Raw genomic sequence first — 21578 nt, 5'->3', positions numbered from 1 at the left:
GAAGCCGGACGGGTTCACCCGGCTCCGGCGCTGTGAAGCCATTCTTTCAGTTCTTCCCGGCTTGGCAAGGCACATCACAAAGTGTCGCCGCCCGGGAGTAGCGTTAAGCCATGGGCAAGCTGCGCGACTCTCTCGATTTCCGGGCACTGCGCTTTGCAGTGGCGTTCCCACTCCTCCTCGCCGCAGCGTTCGTGGTCTGCGCCTTGATGCTCCGGCCGGAGCTTCCGGATCCCCTTGCGGTGACCTGGAACGCCGACGGCGGCAGCAGCTTCGCGCCCTTCGGCGCCTACGTGGCGGGCGGGGCTTCCTTGATGGTCCTGGCCGGGTGGCTGGTGTTCGTCCAGGCCGTGCCCATTTCCCGGCCGGCCATCATGCGGCGGCTCATGATGGGGCTCGGCTTGATGGTGAGCCTGTTCATCACTGCTGTGCTCGCCGCCGGACTCGTTGGCCAGGCCGGACTGGCGGACGCCCGCGGCTCCCATGTGGATGCCACGGTGCTGGCGCTCGGTGCTGGTGCGGCGCTGTCGTTGGGTGTCGTGATGGTCTTCGCCTTCAAGCCCGATCCGCGGTGGACTCCGGAGGACGACGCCGCCCTCGAAGCCGAGCGCATCCGCCGGGAGGACCCCGGCCTCGCCGATGACTCCCTGAAGCTGTGGGTCCATGCCCGCAGTTCGGTGTTCGTGATGATCTGCGTTGCCGCGGTATTTCCGGCGATGCTCATTTCCGTTGCCGTCCCGTGGCTCGGTGCCCTGCTGTTCGGCGTCGCCATCCTCGGGGCGTGCTTCCTCTTCGTCCGGGTCAAGGCAGACCGCGGCGGCCTCGAAGTGTTCCTCGCCGGGGTGCTCCGGGTGTTGAAGGTGCCGGCGGTGGACATCGCCGGCGTTACGCCCGCGGAAGTCAAGGCGGCCGACTTTGGCGGCTGGGGCCTGCGGCACCACGGCGGCGCCACGGCCATGCTCGTCAGCAGCGGGCCCGCCGTCGTCGTGCGCCAGCTCAACGGACGCCGCGTGGCACTGAGCGCGGGCAGCCTGGCCAGTGCAGACCGGCTCGCCGGGCTGCTGAACAGGGCAGCCGACCGGGCGCACGGCCAATAGCGCTGACTTAAAGCGCATCGCTGGCGGGTCCACGGGAGTCCAGCTAGTACCCTAGTACCGCATCCCCTCACCGCCGCGGCCCGGCCCCTGCCGGCCCGCGCCCCAGACCGAACGGACTTCCAGTGACCACACCCCGCGTCCACATTGCCACGGATCACGCCGGCATGGAGCTCAGCGCCCACCTTGTCAGCCACCTCACGGCCAAGGGCTACGAGGTCGTTGACCACGGCCCCAAGGTGTACGACGCACTGGACGACTACCCCTCCTTCTGCATCAACGCCGCCCGCGCAGTCGTGGCGGACCAGGAAGCCGGCATCCACGCCCTCGGTATCGTCCTGGGCGGCTCCGGGAACGGCGAGCAGATCGCCGCAAACAAGGTCAAGGGCGTGCGCGCGGCGCTGGCGTGGAACGAATCCACCGCCCGGCTGGCCCGCGAACACAACGACGCCAACGTGATTGCCGTCGGCGGCCGCCAGCACAGCGTTGAGGAAGCCACCGAGCTGATCGAATTCTTCCTCGAGGAGCCCTTCAGCAACGACGAACGCCACGTCCGCCGCATCGGCAAGATCGCCACGTATGAAACCAGCGGCGAAATCGTCGAATAGTGCCTGAAGGGCATTCCGTCCACCGGCTGGCGCGCCAGTTCCAGGACGTCTTCGGCGGCAGCGCCCTGCGGGTTTCCAGCCCGCAGGGCCGCTTCGCCGCAGGTGCGGCGCTGCTTGATGGCCAGCGTATGCTCGGTGCCACGGCGCACGGGAAGCAGCTTTTCCTGCGTTTCGACAACGGGATGTACCTGCATGTCCACCTTGGCCTCTACGGCGCGTGGGACTTCGGCGGCGACGAAACTTTCCGCGGCGCCTCCAGCATCGGTGCCCCGCGCCGGATCGGCGAACGCGAGTCCGGTTTCGAGGACGACGGCGGAACCTACTCCGGGCCTCCGGAACCCGTGGGTGCGGTGCGGGTGCGCCTCGTGTCAGCCCACGGCTGGGCCGACCTGCGGGGCGCCAGCACCTGCGCGGCCATCACGGGGGAGGAAGCCCGGGCCGCCCGCGCGAAGCTGGGCCCGGACCCGCTGCACCTGGTCCCGGGGGACCGTGCGGAATTCATCGCCCGGCTGCTCCGCCGCAAGACCGCCGTCGGGCTGCTGCTCATGGACCAGTCGGTGCTGGCCGGCGTCGGCAACATCTACCGGGCAGAGGTGCTGTTTCGTCAAGGTATCGATCCGTGGACGCCGGGCAACGCGCTCAGCCCGGAGTCGGCCGGACTCCTGTGGGACGATGCCGTCGCCGCGATGTCCGACGGCGTCCGGGACGGGCGGATCATCACGACGCCCGCAGCGCTGTGGAGCGGGGGAGAAGGACCCCTCGACGGCGAAGCCCACTATGTCTACCAGCGCGCCGGGCAGGACTGCCGCCGGTGCGGTACCCAGGTTGCGCTGACCGAGATCGGCGCCCGCAAGCTCTACTGGTGCCCCGGCTGCCAGAACTAGGCGCCGGATAGGGGAGCCGGGCCGGTTATCCACAGGGGCGTGGTCGCCGATGGCGGCACCGCCTGCGCGATCCTAGGCTGGGCGCATGATCATTATCTGGCGAGGTTGGGGAATCCTGGTGCTGCTTTTCGGGGCGGTGGGAACAGGGGCGGCGGGAGTGCTGTCGCACGGGAACACGGTCGCCACGGGCGTGGGGTTGGCAGCGGCCGGTGCCGGGATCTGGTTCCTGGGCCGATGGCTCAATGAACTCGCGCCGAAGGCTGCCTTTGCAGCGGCAATGGAGTTCCGCGCCCAGGAACTCAGGCGCATTGTCGACGTCGGGGCGTACTGCTTCCCGGGGCTGCCGGCGCCGCAGTCGTATGACGAAGCCCTTGCACAGTCCGAAGAGCAGCTTGCCCTTGAAAGTGCGCAGGCCCGCCCGGCTTATTTCAACAAGCACACCTTCTTCTTCGTCCCCATGCAGTACCTGGGGCTGGTTCTCGGAGCCGGGGCACTGATGGTGGTGATTTCCGGCCTGATCATCCGCTGAGGCCAGCCGAAACGCGAAGAAGGGCCCCTCGGGAGGGGCCCTTCTTGCTGTTTGGAGGGGACGACGGGAATCGAACCCGCGTAATCAGTTTGGAAGACTGAGGCTCTACCATTGAGCTACGTCCCCGGAGTAGTGCAGGATTGATGCATCCGTGCAATTCCCGGCGGCTGTTCAAGCCGGATATAACTAAACCCAATTCAGGTGCCAAGTGTCAAATGTGCAAACTGGCGATTCTTGGCCGTAGACTGTCCTGTGCACTCACGGGGTGTAGCTCAGCTTGGCTAGAGCGCCTGCTTTGGGAGCAGGAAGTCGCAGGTTCAAATCCTGTCACCCCGACTCTGTGAGTCTGTTCCGATCCGGGAACGCAGCAGAAACCCATCCCACAAAACCAGGAGTACTTAGACTGTGAAGAGCGCTGTCGAGAACCTCACCGCAACGCGGGTCAAGCTCAATGTTGAGGTTCCCTTTGAAGAACTGAAGCCGAGCATCGATGCCGCTTACAAGACCGTTGCTTCGCAGATCCAGGTTCCCGGATTCCGCAAGGGCAAGGTCCCGTCCAAGCTCATCGACCAGCGCGTCGGTCGCGGCTACGTCCTCGAGACCGCCATCAACGACGGCCTTAACGGCTGGTACCAGGCTGCCGTGCAGGAAACCGGCGTCCGCCCGCTGAGCCGTCCCGAGGTTGAGATCACCGAGGTTCCGGACCCCTCCTCCACTGACGGTGAACTGAAGTTCCAGGTCGAGATCGACGTCCGTCCCGAGGTCGAACTCCCGGACTACTCCGGCATCAAGGTCGAGGTTGCCGCCGCTGAGTCTTCCGACGCCGACGTCGACAAGGCCCTCGACGAGCTGCGTGGCCGTTTCGGCACCCTGAAGTCCGTTGACCGCCCCGCGAAGAACGACGACTTCCTTACCATCGACATCACCGCCCTGATCGACGACGCCGAGGTTGACTCCGCTTCCGGCCTGTCCTACCAGGTGGGCGCCGGCACCATGCTGGAAGGCCTTGACGAGGCTGTTTCCGGTCTCTCCGTCGACGAAGAGGCAATCTTCGACACCACGCTGGTGGGCGGCGAGCACGCCGGCGAAGCTGCCCAGGTGAAGGTCGTCGTCAAGGCCGTCAAGGAGCGCGAGCTTCCGGAAGCCAACGATGACTTCGCCCAGCTGGCTTCCGAGTTCGACACCCTTGCCGAACTGCGTGAAGACCTCGCCAAGCAGGCCGCCGAGTCCAAGGTTGTCGGCCAGGGCGTCGAAGCCCGCGACAAGGTCCTGGACAAGCTCGTTGAGCTGATCGAGGTTCCCGTCCCGGACTCCGTCATCGAAGAGCAGCTGGAACAGCACTTCAGCCCGGAGAACTCCCACGGTGAAGGTGAGCACGACACCGAAGAGCACCGCGAAGAGGTCAAGGCCAACACCGCCCGCGCCTTCCAGAACGAGATCATCCTCGACGCCATCGCCGACAAGGAAGAAGTCGGCGTCAGCCAGAACGAGCTGATCGACTACATCGTCACCACCGCCAGCCAGTACGGCATGGACCCGAACCAGTTCGCCCAGATCATCGACCAGAGCGGCCAGGTTCCCATGATGGTTTCCGAGGTCCGCCGCCGCAAGGCACTGGCCGTCGTCCTGGGCCAGGCTGAGGTTGTCGACACCGAAGGCAACAAGGTCGACCTGAGCGACTTCGTCCGCCCCGCCGGTGAGGTTGCCGAAGCTCCCGCAGCCGAAGAGGCTGAGGAAGCCGCCGCGGCCGTCCCCAGCGACGACCCCGCAGCAGTGAAGTTCTAATCAGGCTTCAGTACACCCCCGGATCCGACGATCCGGGGGTGTGCTTTTTAAGCCCGCTTCCCGCCGAATCCCGGCCCGCGCGGCAATCGTGCGCCGTCAGCGAACAGTGCAGATCCGGAGAACAAAACGGCTTCGAAACCGGTTAGTGTCCAAGTAGTGAAGATCAGGGATGGCAACTTCAGCAACGGCCCTGTCACCAGCGAGAGGTAAGTACATATGTCACAGCACGCAGAGGCTCCCCGGATGGCAACTGTCGATCCGGCAGCCCAGGACAACTACATCTACAACCGCCTGCTGAAAGAGCGCATCATCTGGCTCGGCTCCGAGGTCCGTGACGAGAACGCCAACGCGATCTGCTCCCAGCTCCTCCTGCTCTCCGCCGAGGACCCGGAGAAGGACATCTACCTCTACATCAACTCCCCGGGCGGTTCGGTGACCGCAGGCATGGCCATCTACGACACCATGCAGTTCATCCCGAACGACGTCGTTACCGTGGCCACCGGCCTGGCGGCCTCCATGGGCCAGTTCCTGCTCTCCTCGGGCACCAAGGGCAAGCGCTACGCCACCCCCAACGCCCGCATCCTGATGCACCAGCCCTCGGGCGGCATCGGCGGCACCGCCTCGGACATCAAGATCCAGGCCGAGCTCATCCTCCACATGAAGAAGGTCATGGCGGAGCTGACCGCGGACCAGACCGGCCAGACCGTGGAAACCATCCTCAAGGACAACGACCGCGACAAGTGGTTCACCGCCACCGAAGCACTCGAGTACGGCTTCTTCGACAAGATTTCCGCCCACGCAGGCTCCGTGGCCGGCGGCGGCGGAACCCAGAACGCCTCCAACTCCGAGAAGTAACCGGCAGCACGACCCACTGAACACCAGGAGCAATGAAATGAACTACAACTTCGGATGGTCTGCCGGTAATCTCCCGTCCAGCCGCTACGTCCTCCCGCAGTTCGAGGAGCGCACCCCTTACGGTTTCAAGCGCCAGGACCCCTACACCAAGCTCTTCGAGGACCGCATCATCTTCCTCGGCGTGCAGGTGGACGACGCTTCGGCCGATGACATCATGGCGCAGCTGCTGGTCCTCGAGTCCACGGACCCGGACCGCGACATCACCCTGTACATCAACTCCCCGGGCGGGTCGTTCACGGCCATGACCGCGATCTACGACACCATGCAGTACATCCGCCCGGAGATCCAGACAGTGTGCCTGGGCCAGGCGGCCAGCGCGGCAGCAGTCCTGCTCGCGGCCGGCACGCCCGGCAAGCGCCTCGCCCTGCCGAACGCCCGCGTCCTGATCCACCAGCCGGCACTCTCCGGCGGCCAGGGCGGCCAAGCCTCGGACCTTGAGATCCAGGCCGCCGAGGTCATGCGCATGCGGACCTGGCTGGAAGACACGCTGGCCCACCACTCGGGCCGGACCTCCGAGCAGGTCAACAACGACATCGAGCGCGACAAGATCCTCACCGCCGCCGAAGCCCAGGACTACGGCCTGATCGACCAGGTCCTCGACTCGCGGAAGATCAAGCCGCAGGCCATCGCCCGCTAGACAGGCAACACCAGCACGCCGGTGCGGTCCAAGGAAATATGGACCGCACCGGCGTCCTGTTTCAACCCAAGCAGCCCATTGTGTCCTACAGTGGAAGTTGTCATGGTGGCGCCCGCTGTGGCTCCTCACGCAGGAGCAGGGCAGCAAGGGCGCCGCCCGCAAGAAACGAAGGGATTCCCACATGGCCCGGATTGGCGAGAGCACGGATCTGCTGAAGTGTTCTTTCTGTGGAAAGAGCCAGAAGCAGGTGCGGAAGCTGATCGCCGGGCCCGGCGTCTACATTTGCGACGAGTGCATCGAACTCTGCAACGAGATCATCGAAGAGGAACTCGCCGAAGTGTCGGATCTGGGCAGCTTTGAGCTGCCCAAGCCCCGGGAGATTTTCGACTTCCTGCAGGAATACGTCATCGGCCAGGAACCCGCCAAGCGTTCACTCGCCGTCGCGGTCTACAACCACTACAAGCGCATCCAGGCCGGGCATGCCCCCAAGGGCGGGCTCGGCGACGGCGGCCACCACGACGACGTCGAGATCGCCAAGTCCAACATCCTCCTGATCGGCCCCACAGGCTGCGGCAAGACCTACCTCGCGCAGACCCTCGCCCGCCGGCTGAACGTCCCGTTCGCCGTCGCCGACGCCACCGCCCTGACCGAAGCCGGCTACGTCGGCGAGGACGTGGAAAACATCCTCCTCAAGCTCATCCAGGCCGCGGACTACGACGTCAAGAAGGCCGAGCAGGGCATCATCTACATCGATGAGATCGACAAGATCTCGCGCAAGAGCGAAAACCCTTCCATCACGCGGGACGTGTCCGGCGAGGGCGTCCAGCAGGCCCTGCTGAAGATCCTCGAAGGGACCGTGGCGTCGGTTCCGCCGCAGGGCGGACGCAAGCACCCGCACCAGGAATTCATCCAGATCGACACCACCAATGTCCTCTTCATCGTGGCCGGCGCCTTCGCGGGCCTGGAAGACATCATCGGCTCCCGCTCCGGCCGCAAGGGCATCGGCTTCGGCGCGCCGCTGAACGAGGTCAAGGAAAACGTCGACAGCTACGGCGACGTCATGCCGGAGGACCTGCTCAAGTTCGGGCTGATCCCCGAATTCATCGGCCGCCTGCCCGTGATCACCACGGTGTCCAACCTCGACCGGCCGGCACTGATCCAGATCCTGTCCAAGCCGAAGAATGCCCTGATCAAGCAGTACCAGAAGATGTTCCAGCTGGACGGCGTGGAACTGCTGTTCGACGACGAAGCCCTGGACGCGATCGCCGACCAGGCCCTGGAGCGGGGCACCGGCGCCCGCGGCCTGCGCGCGATCATGGAGGAAGTGCTCCTCCCGGTCATGTTCGACCTGCCCAGCCGGGACGACATCGCCAGTGTGGTCATTACCGCCGACGCCGTCGCCAAGAAGGCCGCGCCCACCATGATCGCCCACGAAGTGGTGGCCAAGCGGCGGAATAAGTCGGCCTAAGGCGCCGTTCGCATCATAGGAACCCCGGCCCGTCCAGCGGCCGTTGGTTGCTCCGCGTCCCTGTTTCCCATCCAAGGAGTACCACTGTGCCTGAGCAGACCGTGTCCGAGCAGACCGTCAACAAGGTAGATTTCTGGTTCGACCCGATCTGCCCCTTCGCCTGGGTGACCTCACGCTGGATCGGCGAAGTCGAGGCCGTGCGCGACATCGAAACCACGTGGAACGTCATGAGCCTCTCGGTGCTGAACGACGGCCGCGAGCTGCCCGCCGATTACCGGGCCATGATGGATGATTCCTGGGGGCCCGTGCGGGTCATCATCGCGGCGAAGGAACTGCACGGCAGCGAGTTCATCAAGCCCCTCTATGACGCCATGGGCGAGGAATTCCACCACGAGGGCAACAAGGACCGGGCATCGGTCATCGAAAAGGCCTTGGCCCAGACCGGCCTGCCCGCCGAACTTGCCCGCTTCGCGGACAGCGATGAATACGACGGGCAGCTCCGCAGCAGCCATGAAGCAGGGATCTCGCTGGTGGGCCAGGACGTCGGCACGCCCGTCGTGTCCGTGAACGGCACCGCGTTCTTCGGCCCTGTGCTGACCCGCATCCCGCGCGGCGAAGAGGCCGGCCGGATCTGGGACGCGTCGGTGACCCTGGCCGGCTACCCGCACTTCTTCGAGCTCAAGCGGAGCCGCACCGAAAGCCCCGAATTCAACTAGCCCGCGAATTCAACGAGGCCACCAGTCGGCGCCGGCAGCTACTTCAGGAAGCGTGAGGTCCGGCGGTCCGCGAGGATCTTTCCGTTCGTCTGGCAGTTCGGGCAGTACTGCAGGGCGGTGTCTGCGAAGGAGACTTCGTGGACGGTGTCCCCGCACACCGGGCATGGCTGGCCGGTGCGGCCGTGCACCCGCATCGCGCTCCGCTTGCCGTCCTTGAGCTCGCCGGGTACCTTGCCGACGGCCGAGTCCACGGCCTCACCGAGCACGCTGCCGATGGCGGCGAACAAACGGTCCCGGCTGCCGCCGTCGAGCGTTTTCGCGATCGCGAACGGTGAGATCCTGGCCGCATGCAGGATTTCGTCGCTGTAGGCGTTCCCGATGCCGGCCACCACGCTTTGGCTGCGCAGCAGTCCCTTGATCTGCTGGGACGCTGCAAGGATGCCTTCGAAGACTTCGCGCGTGAAGTCGGGGGTGAGGGGGTCCGGTCCCAGGGAGGCGATGCCGGGGACCTCCTGCGGATCGCGGACGACATACACCGCGAGGCTCTTCTTGCTGCCGGCTTCGGTGAGGTCGAAGGCCATCTTCGCCGGGCCGCCGTCGGAGACAGCCGACCCCGGGGCACTGAAAGCGACGCGTGCGGCGATCGGGCTGGAGCCGAGGCGCAGCGGCGCCGGCGACGGGTTCTCCGTGTACCGCAGCCAGCCCGCCTTGGCCAGGTGGAAGACGAAATGGACGCCGGCCGTGTCGAGGGCGAGGAACTTTCCGAAGCGTTGGACGCCGACAACGGTCCGTCCCTCCAAGGCCGAGTATGGCGGGTCTGCGGTCTTCAACACCGCGAACGAGGTGATCTGCACCTTTGCTACGGCGGCGCCGCGCAGCTTTGCCTCGAGGAAGGCGCGCAACCCGGCGACCTCTGGAAGTTCCGGCATGGCTTTACTGTGCCACACCCCGCGCCCGGCGAGGAGTCCCGGCCGCTGGCCCGCGACGCCCCGGGAGCGCCCAGAACACGGGCCAGGAACGGGCCCGAAACAGGTCAGCGGAATTACAGCGTAGTAGTTCCCGCGGAGGCCTTGCGCTGCCCCGGAGGCGGGTCAAGAATAGTACTTACCCACTTCGAAAGAAGCGGGACGCGGAAACCAAAGATTCAGTGATATGCATCTGACGCAGCCTTCGGCAAAGCCAGAAGCGAGCTACCTGTGATGAGGTAGGAAGACCTGAAATTCCAAGGATTCCGCCAGACTGTCAAGACATCACCGGACAGCCGAAAAGTCGAAGCCCCACCAACGGCAAAACGCTGATGGGGCTTCCCCTTTTGCCCTGAACCTTCCAAGGCTGAAACATCCAGAGCTGGCCCGGAAACGTCCGCAATCGGACGCTCCCGGGCCATTTTGTTTAGCTTTGTGCTTCCTCGGCGGGTGCCAGGACCACGTCGGTGACGGTGAGTTCGCCCTCGGCCGCCACGAGCGAGATCTCCCGCGCGTTCGCCGCAGCCTTCAGGTCACCGAGCCCGGCCTTGAGCTGTGCCACGAAGGATTCGCTGGCAGAGATCGCGGCGGAGAGCACCTCGGTGCGCTGCTTGACCTTCGCCTCGGACTTGGCCTTGCGGATGCCGCTGAGGGCCAGGCCCACGGTGCCGAGCATGCTGGTGTCCCCGTCGGGGATCTCCAGCGGTGCCGGCCAGGCGGCCTGATGGACCGAGCCTGCACGCCACCAGCTCCAGACCTCTTCGGTGGCGAAGGGCAGGAACGGGGCGAACAGCCGGAGCAGGGAGTCCAGCGTCGTGGCCAGGGCCGCGAGCACCGAGGCCTGCTCGGCTTCGCCGGCGGCACCGTAGGCACGGTCCTTGATCAGCTCGACGTAGTCGTCGGTGAACTGCCAGAAGAACGTCTCCGCGATCTGCAGGGCGCGGGCGTGGTCGTAGCCGTCGAAGGCCTTGGTGGCCTGGGCAACGACGTCGGCCAACTGGGCGAGCAGGGCGCGGTCCAGCGGGTTGGTGAGCACCGACAGGTCGCCGGAGAGCACCGAGTTCTCGGTGGCGCCCAGGTTCAGCACGAACTTCGAGGCGTTGAGCAGCTTGATGGCCAGGCGGCGGCCGATCTTCATCTGCGCGATCTCGTACGCCGTGTCCGCGCCGAGCTTCGCAGAGGCAGCCCAGTAGCGTACGGCGTCGGAACCGAACTCGTTGAGCACGTCGGTGGGGACCACCACGTTGCCCTTGGACTTGGACATCTTCTTGCGGTCCGGGTCCAGGATCCAGCCCGAAATCGCGGCGTGCTTCCACGGCGCGGTCTCCTGCAGCGCATCGGCCCGCACGGCCGAGGAGAACAGCCAGGTGCGGATGATGTCGTGGCCCTGCGGGCGCAGGTCGAAGGGGAACACCTTGCCGAAGAGCTCTTCGTCGCGGCTCCAGCCGCCCACGATCTGCGGGGTCAGGGAGGACGTGGCCCAGGTGTCCAGGACGTCGGCGTCACCGGTAAAGCCGCCCGGCTGTTCGCGCTGCGACTCGTCGTAGCCCGGGGCTGCGTCGGCGGCCGGGTCCACCGGCAGCATGTCGTCCGAGGGCAGGACCGGGTTTTCGTAGTCCGGGTTGCCCTCGGCGTCCAGCGGGTACCAGACCGGGATCGGCACACCGAAGAAGCGCTGGCGGGAAACCAGCCAGTCGCCGTTCAGGCCCGAAATCCAGTTCTCGTAGCGCGAACGCATGAAGGACGGGTGGAAGTCGATATCGCGGCCACGGCCGATCAGCCGTTCGCGGCGGTCCTCGTCGCGGCCGCCGTTGCGGATGTACCACTGGCGGGAGGTGACCACTTCGAGGGGCTTGTCGCCCTTCTCGAAGAAGTTCACCGGGTGCATGATCTTCTTCGGTTCGCCGTCCAGCAGGCCAGCCTCGCCGAGCAGCTCGACGACGGCTTCCTTGGCGCTGAACACCGTCTTGCCGGCGATCGCGGCGTAGGCTTCACGGCCGGCGTCGGTGGTGATCCAGTCCGGGGTGTCGGCCACGATGCGGCCGTCGCGGCCCACGATGGCGCGGGTGGGCAGCTGCAGTTCGCGCCACCAGGTGACGTCGGTGAGGTCACCGAAGGTGCAGACCATGGCGATGCCGGAGCCCTTGTCCGCCTTGGCGAGCGGGTGGGCCTTGACTTCAAGCTCCACGCCGAACAGGGGAGACGTGACCGTCTTGCCGAACAGCGGCTGGTAGCGCTCATCGTCGGGGTTCGCCACCAGCGCTGCACAAGCCGCGAGCAGTTCCGGACGGGTGGTCTCGATGAAGATCTTCTCGCCCTCGGCGGTGAAGAACGGGTAGCGGTAGTAGGCGCCGGGCATTTCCCGGTCCTCCAGCTCGGCCTGCGCAACGGCGGTGCGGAACGTCACGTCCCACAGCGTCGGGGCCTCGGCCATGTATGCGTCACCGGAGGCCAGGTTCGCCAGGAATGCGCGCTGGGAGACCGCACGGGAGGTGTCGTCAATGGTGCGGTAGGTCAGGTTCCAGTCCACCGAGAGGCCCAGGGTCTGGAAGAGGTTCTCGAAGACTTTCTCGTCTTCGACCGCGAGCTCTTCGCAGAGTTCGATGAAGTTCCGGCGGGAAATCACGTCGAAGTCGCGCTGGTTCTTCGCCGGTGTCGCGGGCGGGCGGTAGTCGGCGTTGTAGGGGATGGCCGGATCGCAGCGGACACCGTAGTAGTTCTGGACGCGGCGCTCGGTGGGGAGGCCGTTGTCGTCCCAGCCCATGGGGTAGAAGACGTTCTTCCCGCGCATGCGCTGGTAGCGGGCGACGACGTCGGTGTGGGTGAAAGAGAACATGTGGCCCACGTGGAGGGATCCCGACGCCGTGGGCGGGGGAGTGTCGATCGAATAAACCGCTTCGCGGGTGGTGTCCGGGTTGAATTTGTAGGTGCCGTCCTGGAGCCAGCGCCGGGTGAGGGCCGTTTCGAGGCCTTCCAGGGCGGGCTTGTCCGGAACGTTGATGGGAGTGGGGGCGGGCGTGTCTGTACCCTGCGTTGATTCAGCCATGGGGCCAATTCTTTCATGGTCTTTCAGTGTCTTTCGGCAGTAGCATCCGGCTATGGCCGAACAGCACGCCCGTTGGGCGACCAAACGGATCTATGAGGAAGCCTCCAACGACGACGGCTGCCGGGTTTTGGTGGACCGCCTCTGGCCGCGCGGGGTCAGCAAGGAACGGGCCGGCCTGGACCTTTGGCTGAAGGAGATCGCCCCTTCGCCGCCGCTCCGGACGGAGTTCGCACACATGCAGGAACGTTTCGCGGATTTCCGGTCGGCGTACCTGGCCGAACTGGAACAGAACCCCGCTGTAGACACCCTTATGGAACTGGCCCGGAAGCATCCCAGGGTGACCTTGCTCTACGCGGCCCGTGACCCCGAGGTCAACCATGCCAGGGTCCTCCTCGGATACCTCGAGGATTCCGGACGTGGGCACGTGGACGGGAAGGCGGGCCGGTGACGCCTCAGCATCCCCGGTTTGCCCGGGCGTACGCGCGTGCAGTGCAGCACATGGACCAACGCGGCGCCGGAGAACATCGCCGCGAACTCCTGGCCGGTCTGAACGGATCCGTCATCGAGGTCGGCGCGGGAGAAGGTTCGTCGTTCGCCTACTATCCGGACACCGTCCGCAGTGTCCTGGCCGTGGAACCCGACGACTACCTCAGGGGGATCGCCTCACGTAAAGCGCGCACGGCACCCGTCCCTGTCGAGGTTCACCCTGGGACCGCCGAGGAGATCCCGGCGCCGGACCACAGCGCCGATGCCGTCGTCGTCAGCCTCGTCCTGTGCAGCGTTCCGCAGCAGGCGATGGCGCTCGCGGAAATACGCAGGGTCCTGCGGCCCGGCGGGACGCTGGCGTTCTACGAACACGTGCGCTCCAGTCGCCGGTTCGCTGCCGCCGTGGAAGATCTCGTGAGCCCGGCCTGGCAGCTGATGGCCGGAGGATGCCATCCCAACAGGGACACCCTGGAAGCCATCGTGGAAGCCGGGTTCACGGTGGTGGACAACCGGCGTTTCAGCTTTGCCGCAGTCCGCCTGGCACCGGCGTTCGACCACATCCTGGGCCACGCGATCGGCCCGGGCAAAGCAAGTTAGTGTGGTGCCATGACTGAGGAACAACACACGAAGACCGCAGTAGTCACCGGGGCCAGCACGGGCATCGGGGAGGCGACCGTGCGTGCGCTGGCCGCCGACGGCTGGAAGGTCTACGCCGTGGCACGCCGCGCGGACCGGCTCTCCGCCCTGGCCGATGAAACCGGCGCGGTGGCCGTCCCGGCGGACATCAGCAAGGACGAAGACATCGACATCCTGCTCCGGCTGGTGGAGCGGCACGGCGGAGCGGACACCCTCATCAACATCGCCGGCGGCGCCCGGGGCGCGGATACCCTGGCCAACGCGCAGACCGAGGACTGGGAATGGATGTACCAGGTCAACGTCCTGGGCACCATGAAGATGATCCGGGCCTTCCTGCCCATGCTCCGCAGCAACGGCGAAGGCACCATCCTGAACCTCACCTCCACCGCGGCCCTGGCGGCCTACGAAGGCGGCGGCGGATACAACGCGGCCAAATACGCCCAGCACGCACTCACCGGCGCTCTTCGCCTCGAGGAAGCCGAAAACAACGTCCGCGTGATCGAGGTGGCCCCCGGCCTGGTGTACACCGAGGAATTCGCCCTGAACCGCCTCGGCAGCGCCGAAGCCGCGGCGAAGGTCTACGCCGGCGTCGAGAAGCCGCTGCTGGCCGAAGACGTGGCCGAGGTGGTCCGTTACGCAGTGTCCGTGCCGCACCACATCAACCTGGACCACATCACCGTGCGCCCCGTGGCACAGGCCGCGAACCACAAGCTCATCCGCAAGGGCTGAGGCCCGCGCGGCCGGCTCTCTTAGCCGGCGGGAATTGCGAGGATCGCGATGACGGCGGCATGGTCGCTGCCCCGGACCCGGTGGACGGAGTAGCCGGCGGCGATGATCTCCGGCGTGGTGACGAGATGGTCCAGGACGACGCCGGGCAGCACCATCCCCTCCATGGGCCAGGTGGGGATCAGCCGGCTGTTATTCGCGATCCCGGCGTCCACCAGCCTGCGCCCGTCCGTGCCAGCGGCGACGGGCCCATCAAGGAGTTGTCGGAACTCGAGGTGGTCGTAGCTGGCATTGAAGTCGCCCATCAGCACGCGGTGGCCGGGCTTGGCGCCCACGCGTCCCACGGCCGCAAGGTCGTGCCGCCACTGGGCGATCCGGGTATCCACGGGCGGCAGCGTGTGCACGTTCGTCACCTCGAAGGATGCTGAACGGCCGCCCCCCGCGGCCGCGACCCGGACAGTGGGCATGTGGAACGGCGTGTCCGGGAGCAGGCCCAGCGCTTCCAGGGGATACACGGAATACACCGCGCTGCCGGCCGCGTCCGCCGTCGGGCTGCTGATGCGGTGCGGCAGCAGGCCCGCCACGCCGGCACGTTCCAGCGCCGCTTCAAAGGCGGCGGAGTGCTCCTGGACAGCCAGCAGTTTCACCCCGTTCTCCCGGACCAGCCGGACTACCTCGGCCGCGTCCGCCTGCCCGTACTCGGAGTTGAAGCTCATCACCGGCAATTCCACGGCATCCGCCGCACGGGGCAGGGACCGGGCGAAATCCAGCGGGAACAGCCAGAACAACTGGGCCAGCAGCAGGAGTGCCGCGACGGCGCCCAGCCAGCGGCGCCTGCTGAGCAGTCCCAGCCCTGCTGCCAGGGCTGCCGGAAGGACCATCCACGGCGTGAACGCCAGCATCTGGACCACCGGCGTCGGCCATTCCACGGGCAGGGCCCGGAACAACGAGAGCACCGCCACAGGGAAAGCAGCCAAAAGGGCCAGGACGAACACGGTTCGGCGCCGGGAGCGCGGCTTGCCGCGTGCATCAAGAGTCATGGGCCCGAGTCTAGGCAGACCGGATGTGCGGCACCTCATGCCAGGGGTGGGCGTCCAGGTGGAGGCGGGTGTCCGGCTGCCGCTAGACTTGTGCCACAAGCACTGACCCGGCCATCACCGGTGAGCTTCCGGAAGAACACCCGGCCCCAGAACGCTCTGGCGGCCAGGCCAGTAGAACCGGACGGGTAAGCCCGTCACAGCAGCAATGAGCGGCCGACGCCGGTCCCTCCCCGGGGAGGCAGGCGACGGTAAGTGAGGTGGTACCGCGGTACCGGTGCAGCGAAAGCGGCACGGGCGCCGTCCTCGCATCCTGACAGACAAACAGTCCCACCAGCTCAGACCAGGATTCGAGATGACCTTTTATCCCAAGGCCACAACGGCCGCTTCCGGCGACGGCAATGCCGCCGGTGTATCCGCTTCCGCGAAGTTCCCGGAAATCGAAGAGCGCATCCTCAAGTACTGGGATGAGGACGGGACGTTCCAGGCCAGCATCGACCAGCGCGACGCGGGCCACGACGGCAGCAACGAGTTCGTGTTCTACGACGGCCCGCCCTTCGCCAACGGCCTGCCGCACTACGGCCACCTCCTTACCGGCTACGCCAAGGACCTGGTGGGCCGCTACCAGACCCAGCGCGGCAAGCGCGTGGAACGCCGCTTCGGCTGGGACACACACGGCCTGCCCGCCGAACTGGAAGCCATGAAGCAGCTGGGCATGACGGACAAGACCCAGATCGAAGCCTTGGGCATCGACAAGTTCAACGCCGCCTGCCGCGCCTCCGTGATGAAGTACGCCAACGAATGGCAGGCCTACGTCACCCGCCAGGCCCGCTGGGTGGATTTCGAGAACGACTACAAGACGCTCAACGTCGAGTACATGGAGTCCGTGCTCTGGGCCTTCAAGCAGCTGCACGAGAAGGGCCTCACCTACAACGGCTACCGCGTGCTGCCGTACTGCTGGAAGGACGAAACCCCGCTGTCCAACCATGAGCTGCGCATGGACGACGACGTCTACAAGAACCGCCAGGACCAGACCGTCACGGTGACCTTCCCCGTCAAGGCAGGGGAGTCCGAACTCTCCAAGGCGCTCGCCGGCGTGCAGGCGCTCGCCTGGACCACCACGCCCTGGACGCTGCCCACCAACCTGGCGCTCGCCGTCGGGCCGGAGATCTCCTACGCCGTGGTGCCCGCCGGGCCGAACGGCGTGAAGGCCGCCTCCGAGGAAGCGCCTGTGACCGGACGCTTCCTGCTGGCCGCTGATCTGCTGGGTTCCTACGCCAAGGACCTGGGGTACGACGATCCCGCGGCCGCCACCGCCGCGGTCGAGGCCACCTATGCTGGCGCCGAGCTCGCCGGGCTCGAGTACGAGCCGTTGTGGAACGACTTCGCCGACGCCGAAAAGTACGGCACCCAGAACGCCTGGCGCTTCCTCGTGGCCGACTACGTCACCACCAGCGACGGCACCGGCATCGTCCACCAGGCTCCGGCCTATGGTGAAGACGACCAGAAGGTCTGTGAAGACGCAGGCATCCCCGTGGTACTGTCCGTGGACGAAGGCGCCAAGTTCCTGCCGCTGTTCTCGCACGGCGAGCTCGCCGGCATCGTGGGACTGCAGGTCTTCGAAGCCAACAAGCCCATCACCCAGGTGCTGCGCGCCGACGGACGCCTGGTCCGCCAGGCCAGCTACGAGCACAGCTACCCGCACTGCTGGCGCTGCCGCAACCCGCTGATCTACCGCGCGGTCTCCTCCTGGTACGTGGAGGTCACCAAGTTCAAGGACCGGATGTCCGAGCTGAACCAGGAGATCAACTGGATCCCCGGAAACGTGAAGGACGGCCAGTTCGGCAAGTGGCTGGAAAACGCCCGCGACTGGTCCATCAGCCGCAACCGCTACTGGGGTTCCCCGATCCCCGTCTGGCAGTCCGACGATCCCGAGTACCCGCGCACCGACGTCTACGGTTCGCTCGCCGAGCTTGAGGCCGACTTCGGCCGCCTGCCGCTGAACAACGAGGGCCAGGTGGACCTGCACCGCCCGTTCATCGACGAGCTGACCCGTCCGAACCCGGACGACCCGACCGGCAGGTCCACCATGCGCCGCGTGGAAGACGTGCTGGACGTCTGGTTCGACTCGGGCTCCATGCCCTACGGCCAGGTGCACTACCCCTTCGAGAACGAGGAGTGGTTCGACACCCACAACCCCGCCGACTTCATCGTCGAATACATCGGCCAGACCCGCGGCTGGTTCTACATGCTGCACATCCTGTCCACCGCGCTGTTCGACCGCCCGGCGTTCCGCAACGTCATCAGCCACGGCATCGTGCTCGGCTCGGACGGGCAGAAGATGTCCAAGTCGCTGCGCAACTACCCGGACGTCTCCGAGGTCCTGGACCGCGACGGCTCCGACGCCATGCGCTGGTTCCTGATGTCCAGCCCGATCCTGCGCGGCGGCAACCTGATCGTCACCGAACAGGGCATCCGCGACGGCGTCCGCCAGGTGATCCTGCCGCTGTGGAACGTGTACAGCTTCTTCACCCTGTACACCAACGCCGCGAACGGCGGCGCCGGCTACGACGCGAAGCTGCGCTACGACGGCTACGCCGACGAGCTGGACCAGTACCTGCTGGCCAACACCGGCGACCTGGTACGCACAGTCACGGCAAGCCTGGACAACTACGACATTTCCGGTGCCTGCGACGAGCTGCGCAGCTACCTGGACATGCTCACCAACTGGTACGTGCGCCGTAGCCGCCAGCGCTTCTTCGACGAGAACACCGACGCCTTCGATGCCCTGTACACCGCGCTCGAAGCCGGGTGCCGGGTGGCCGCCTCGCTGCTGCCGCTGGTCACGGAGGAAATCTGGCGCGGCCTGACTGGTGGCCGCTCGGTGCACCTTGCCGACTGGCCGGACGCCGCGCTGTTCCCGGCCAAGCCGGACCTCGTGGCCGCGATGGACCGCGTGCAGCAGATCTGCTCCACCGGTTCGTCACTCCGCAAGGCCGCCAAGCTGCGTGTCCGCCTGCCGCTGCAGGAACTCACGGTCGTGGCACCCGGCGCGGACGCGCTGGAAGGCTTTGCCGCCGTCGTCGCCGATGAACTGAACCTGCGTTCGGTCCGGCTGCTCGACGCCGCTGCCGCGTCGCCCGAGGAGTTCGGCATCGAGCAGAAGCTCGTGGTCAACGCCCGGGCCGCCGGCCCGCGCCTGGGCAAGAACGTCCAGCAGGCCATCAAGGGTTCCAAGTCCGGCGACTGGTCCGTCAGCGACGCCGGTCTGGTCACCGCCGGCGGGCTTGAGCTTGAGCCGCAGGAATACACCCTGGAAACCGTGGTGGCGGAATCGGCCGACGGCGGTGCTGCCGCCAGCAAGGCTGTCGCGATGCTGCCCGGCGGCGGCTTCGTGGTGCTGAACACCGAGGTCACCCCGGAGCTCGAGGCCGAAGGCCTGGCCCGCGACATGGTCCGCGCCATCCAGCAGGCCCGCAAGGACGCCGGACTGAACGTCAGCGACCGGATCCGCACCACCGTGCAGGCCGGCCAGGACGTGCTGGACGCGCTGGCTGCCAACGCCGAGCTGGTCAGGGGCGAAACCCTCTCCCTCGAATTGGAAACCGTGCTCGCCGCCGGCGCTGAGGAGCCGGCCGTGACTGTAGCGAAAGTGGATGCATGAGCGACGAATTCTCCGTAGAGAGCGTCTACGCCGAACTCCTGGGCCGCGCCCCGGAAAACAAGATGGAACCGCGCCTGGCGCCGCTTTTCCGGGCCATGGACGTCCTGGGGGAGCCCAACAAGGCGTTCCCGATCATCCACATCACCGGGACCAACGGCAAGACCTCCACGGCGCGGATGATCGAACGCGGGCTCATCGCCCACGGGTTGAGCACCGGCCGCTACACCAGCCCGCACCTGTCCAAGGTGACCGAGCGGATCAGCATCAACGGCGAACCGGTGGATGACGCCACGTTCGTGCGGATCTGGGACGAGATCCGGCCGTATCTGGAGATCGTGGACAAGGAACTCCTCGCCGAGGGCCAGCCCCGGCTGACCTACTTCGAATGCCTCACCATCCTGGGCTTCGCCGTCTTCGCCGACCAGCCCGTGGACGTGGCAGTCATCGAGGTCGGCCTCGGCGGCATCACCGACGCCACCAACGTGGGCGACGGCCAGGTGTCCGTGGTTACCCCGATCTCGCTTGACCACACCGACCTGCTGGGTGGCACGACCGCGGACATCGCCTACGAGAAGTCCGGCATCATCAAGCCCGGTGGCTTCCTCGTCAGCGCCGCCCAGCCGGTGGACGCCGCCCAGGTGCTCCTGGACAAGGCCCGCGAACTGGACGTGCCGTTCCGCTTCGAAGGGGTGGAGTTCGGCGTCGAGTCCCGCAGTGTCGCCGTCGGCGGCCAGGTGCTGACCATCCAAGGCCTCGCCGGCCGCTACGAGGACATCCTGCTGCCGCTGCATGGCGCGCACCAGGCCGAGAACGCCGCGGTCGCAATTGCGGCTCTGGAGGCGTTCTTCGGCGGGGGAGAGAAGGAGCTCGACGGCGGGGTGCTGCGTGAGGCGTTCGGCAACGTCACCTCGCCGGGCCGCCTCGAAGTGGTGCGCACCGCGCCGACCATCATCGTGGACGCCGGCCACAACCCGGACGGCATCCGGGTCTCCGCCGAGGCCATCCACGAGGCGTTCAACTTCAGCAAGCTCGTGGTGGTGGTCGGCGTGCTGCGGGAAAAGGACGCCGAGGAAATCCTGCGCCAGCTCAAGGAGTCCCTGGGCGACCTTGCCGAGGAATTCTGCTTCACGCAGTCCAACTCGCCCCGCGCCATCCCGGCCGGGGAACTCGCTGAACTCGCCGTGGACCTGGGCTTCGGCGAAGACAACGTGCACATTGCCGAGAGCCTTGACGACGCCATTGAATGGGCCGTTGAACGATCCGAATCCAACGACGACCTGGCCGGCGGTGTGCTGGTCACCGGTTCCATCACCGTGGTGGCCGAAGCCCGGATCCTCCTTGGAAAGGCGGATGCCTGAGATGGCCAAACTCACCAAGGCCCAGCGCGAATGGCGCCCGGGCATGCCCAAGAAACGGCGCTCCACGAAAGTCATGTTCGCTTCCACCGTGCTGCTGCTTGAGGCGTTCGTGGCGTTCTTCGCCACCTTGGCCGTGTTCGGGCTCAGGCGGGGCGAAGTGCCTCCGGCCCTGATCCTGGGCTTCGGGATCGCCCTCAGCGTGGTGCTTGTCCTCGCCTGTGCGGTGCTCAGCAAGCCCTGGGGCATCGGGCTCGGCTGGGCGCTGCAGATCCTGCTCATCCTCACCGGGCTTGCCGAACCGATGATGTTCATCGTCGGCGTGCTCTTCGCCGCCTGCTGGTGGTACGGGGTGCGCGCCGGGATCCGGATCGACCGCGAGAACCTCCAGCGGGAGAAGGAACAGGCCGCCTGGGAGGCCGAGCACGGCACGGACGGCCAGCAGGCCTGAGCGTTGCCCCGGGTGGCCCCGGCGCCGGGGCCACCCGCAAACCCCGTAAACTGGCAGGGAAACCCACCACCACCGCATTGGAGCAACTGTGAGCATCGAGCGCACCCTCGTCCTGATCAAGCCCGACGGCGTCGCCCGCAACCTCAGCGGCAGCATCCTGGCCCGCATCGAAGCCAAGGGTTACACCCTGGCCGAACTCAAGAAGGTCAACGCCAACCGCGAACTGCTGGAGCAGCACTACGAAGAGCACATCGGCAAGCCGTTCTACGAGCCCCTGGTCGAGTTCATGCTCTCCGGCCCGGTGGTCGCGGCCATCTTCGAAGGCCACCGCGTGATCGAAGGCTTCCGTTCGCTGGCCGGCACCACGGACCCGACGACGGCGGCCCCCGGCACGATCCGCGGCGACTTCGGCCGCGATTGGGGCCTGGCAGTCCAGCAGAACCTCGTCCACGGCTCGGACTCGGTGGAATCCGCCGAACGCGAGATCAAGATCTGGTTCCAGGACTAGAACCCCGCTGTCCTGGACAGCGCGAACGTACAGTTGAGGCCCCGGAATCCGCGGATTCCGGGGCCTCAACT

The 21578-nt window shown here is 66.5% G+C and carries 19 protein-coding genes and 2 tRNA genes; 17 read left to right on the top strand and 4 right to left on the bottom strand.

Features of this window, described 5'->3' with window-relative positions; all coding sequences use genetic code 11:
* Positions 1-110 precede the first annotated feature (110 nt).
* From D3654_RS13680 to D3654_RS13665, 4 genes are all read left to right on the top strand, one after another.
* The gene (locus D3654_RS13680) at positions 111-1094 is read left to right on the top strand and encodes a hypothetical protein (protein WP_120522036.1); all 984 of its coding nucleotides are present in this window, start codon (positions 111-113) and stop codon (positions 1092-1094) included.
* Between the two features lie 122 nt (positions 1095-1216).
* Entirely contained in the window at positions 1217-1699 is a 483-nt protein-coding gene (locus D3654_RS13675; protein WP_120522035.1) for a ribose-5-phosphate isomerase, read from the top strand.
* Complete coding sequence (locus tag D3654_RS13670) at positions 1699-2583, top strand: Fpg/Nei family DNA glycosylase (RefSeq protein WP_120522034.1); 885 nt, start codon at positions 1699-1701, stop codon at positions 2581-2583. Before D3654_RS13675 ends, D3654_RS13670 begins: the two co-directional genes overlap by 1 nt.
* Positions 2584-2668: 85 nt before the next feature.
* Positions 2669-3112 (top strand): hypothetical protein, encoded by a 444-nt coding sequence (locus tag D3654_RS13665; RefSeq protein ID WP_120522033.1) that lies wholly within the window; start codon positions 2669-2671, stop codon positions 3110-3112.
* Positions 3113-3164: 52 nt separating this feature from the next.
* On the opposite strand, the gene D3654_RS13660 is transcribed toward D3654_RS13665, so the two are convergent.
* Positions 3165-3238 (bottom strand) — tRNA-Gly (locus tag D3654_RS13660).
* A 135-nt stretch (positions 3239-3373) separates the two neighbouring features.
* Here D3654_RS13660 and D3654_RS13655 point away from each other — a divergent pair.
* The 6 genes from D3654_RS13655 (at position 3374) to D3654_RS13630 (ending at position 8633) form a co-directional block, all read left to right on the top strand.
* A tRNA-Pro gene (locus D3654_RS13655) sits at positions 3374-3448 on the top strand.
* A gap of 69 nt (positions 3449-3517) precedes the next feature.
* Complete coding sequence (gene tig / locus D3654_RS13650) at positions 3518-4897, top strand: trigger factor (protein WP_120522032.1); 1380 nt, start codon at positions 3518-3520, stop codon at positions 4895-4897.
* 243 nt (positions 4898-5140) lie between these two features.
* A complete protein-coding gene (locus D3654_RS13645; RefSeq protein WP_120522031.1) occupies positions 5141-5752 on the top strand; it encodes an ATP-dependent Clp protease proteolytic subunit in 612 nt (203 codons plus the stop codon).
* A 37-nt stretch (positions 5753-5789) separates the two neighbouring features.
* The gene (locus D3654_RS13640) at positions 5790-6449 is read left to right on the top strand and encodes an ATP-dependent Clp protease proteolytic subunit (protein ID WP_074591379.1); all 660 of its coding nucleotides are present in this window, start codon (positions 5790-5792) and stop codon (positions 6447-6449) included.
* Positions 6450-6630: 181 nt separating this feature from the next.
* On the top strand, positions 6631-7917 hold the full coding sequence (gene clpX, locus D3654_RS13635) for an ATP-dependent Clp protease ATP-binding subunit ClpX (RefSeq protein WP_120522046.1): 1287 nt from the start codon (positions 6631-6633) through the stop codon (positions 7915-7917).
* An 86-nt stretch (positions 7918-8003) separates the two neighbouring features.
* Complete coding sequence (locus D3654_RS13630; RefSeq protein ID WP_425359419.1) at positions 8004-8633, top strand: mycothiol-dependent nitroreductase Rv2466c family protein; 630 nt, start codon at positions 8004-8006, stop codon at positions 8631-8633.
* A gap of 38 nt (positions 8634-8671) precedes the next feature.
* On the opposite strand, the gene D3654_RS13625 is transcribed toward D3654_RS13630, so the two are convergent.
* Both D3654_RS13625 and valS read right to left on the bottom strand, forming a co-directional pair.
* On the bottom strand, positions 8672-9562 hold the full coding sequence (locus D3654_RS13625; RefSeq protein WP_120522030.1) for an Fpg/Nei family DNA glycosylase: 891 nt from the start codon (positions 9560-9562) through the stop codon (positions 8672-8674).
* A gap of 463 nt (positions 9563-10025) precedes the next feature.
* Positions 10026-12644, bottom strand: coding sequence for a valine--tRNA ligase (gene valS / locus D3654_RS13620; RefSeq protein WP_120522029.1), 2619 nt, complete (start codon positions 12642-12644; stop codon positions 10026-10028).
* Between the two features lie 52 nt (positions 12645-12696).
* Between valS and D3654_RS13615 the strand changes: the two genes are divergently transcribed.
* The 3 genes from D3654_RS13615 to D3654_RS13605 are packed head-to-tail and all read left to right on the top strand — an operon-like array spanning position 12697 to position 14495.
* A complete protein-coding gene (locus tag D3654_RS13615; RefSeq protein ID WP_120522028.1) occupies positions 12697-13092 on the top strand; it encodes a DUF488 domain-containing protein in 396 nt (131 codons plus the stop codon).
* Positions 13093-13142: 50 nt separating this feature from the next.
* Positions 13143-13727 carry a class I SAM-dependent methyltransferase gene (locus tag D3654_RS13610; RefSeq protein WP_120522027.1) on the top strand — a complete coding sequence of 195 codons (585 nt, stop codon included), beginning with the start codon at positions 13143-13145 and terminating at the stop codon, positions 13725-13727.
* A 9-nt stretch (positions 13728-13736) separates the two neighbouring features.
* Positions 13737-14495 (top strand): SDR family oxidoreductase, encoded by a 759-nt coding sequence (locus D3654_RS13605; protein ID WP_120522026.1) that lies wholly within the window; start codon positions 13737-13739, stop codon positions 14493-14495.
* 20 nt (positions 14496-14515) lie between these two features.
* Here the strand turns inward: D3654_RS13605 and D3654_RS20510 are convergent, their stop codons facing one another.
* Entirely contained in the window at positions 14516-15532 is a 1017-nt protein-coding gene (locus D3654_RS20510; RefSeq protein ID WP_162943736.1) for an endonuclease/exonuclease/phosphatase family protein, read from the bottom strand.
* Positions 15533-15884: 352 nt separating this feature from the next.
* On the opposite strand from D3654_RS20510, the gene ileS reads away from it, so the two are divergent.
* From ileS to ndk, 4 genes are all read left to right on the top strand, one after another.
* A complete protein-coding gene (gene ileS, locus D3654_RS13595; protein ID WP_120522025.1) occupies positions 15885-19193 on the top strand; it encodes an isoleucine--tRNA ligase in 3309 nt (1102 codons plus the stop codon).
* Positions 19190-20551, top strand: a complete 1362-nt coding sequence (locus D3654_RS13590) for a bifunctional folylpolyglutamate synthase/dihydrofolate synthase (RefSeq protein ID WP_120522024.1) — start codon at positions 19190-19192, stop codon at positions 20549-20551. The genes ileS and D3654_RS13590 overlap by 4 nt, the downstream gene beginning before the upstream one ends.
* Before the next feature lies 1 nt (position 20552).
* Entirely contained in the window at positions 20553-20999 is a 447-nt protein-coding gene (locus D3654_RS13585; protein WP_120522023.1) for a DUF4233 domain-containing protein, read from the top strand.
* Between the two features lie 88 nt (positions 21000-21087).
* A complete protein-coding gene (gene ndk / locus D3654_RS13580; protein WP_120522022.1) occupies positions 21088-21507 on the top strand; it encodes a nucleoside-diphosphate kinase in 420 nt (139 codons plus the stop codon).
* Positions 21508-21578 lie beyond the last annotated feature (71 nt).

The organism is Arthrobacter celericrescens, from assembly GCF_003614925.1.
Classification (GTDB): Bacteria; Actinomycetota; Actinomycetes; order Actinomycetales; family Micrococcaceae; genus Arthrobacter; species Arthrobacter celericrescens.
The sequence above is the reverse complement of the archived record's forward strand: the minus strand, read 5'-3'. Positions and strand labels throughout refer to the sequence as shown.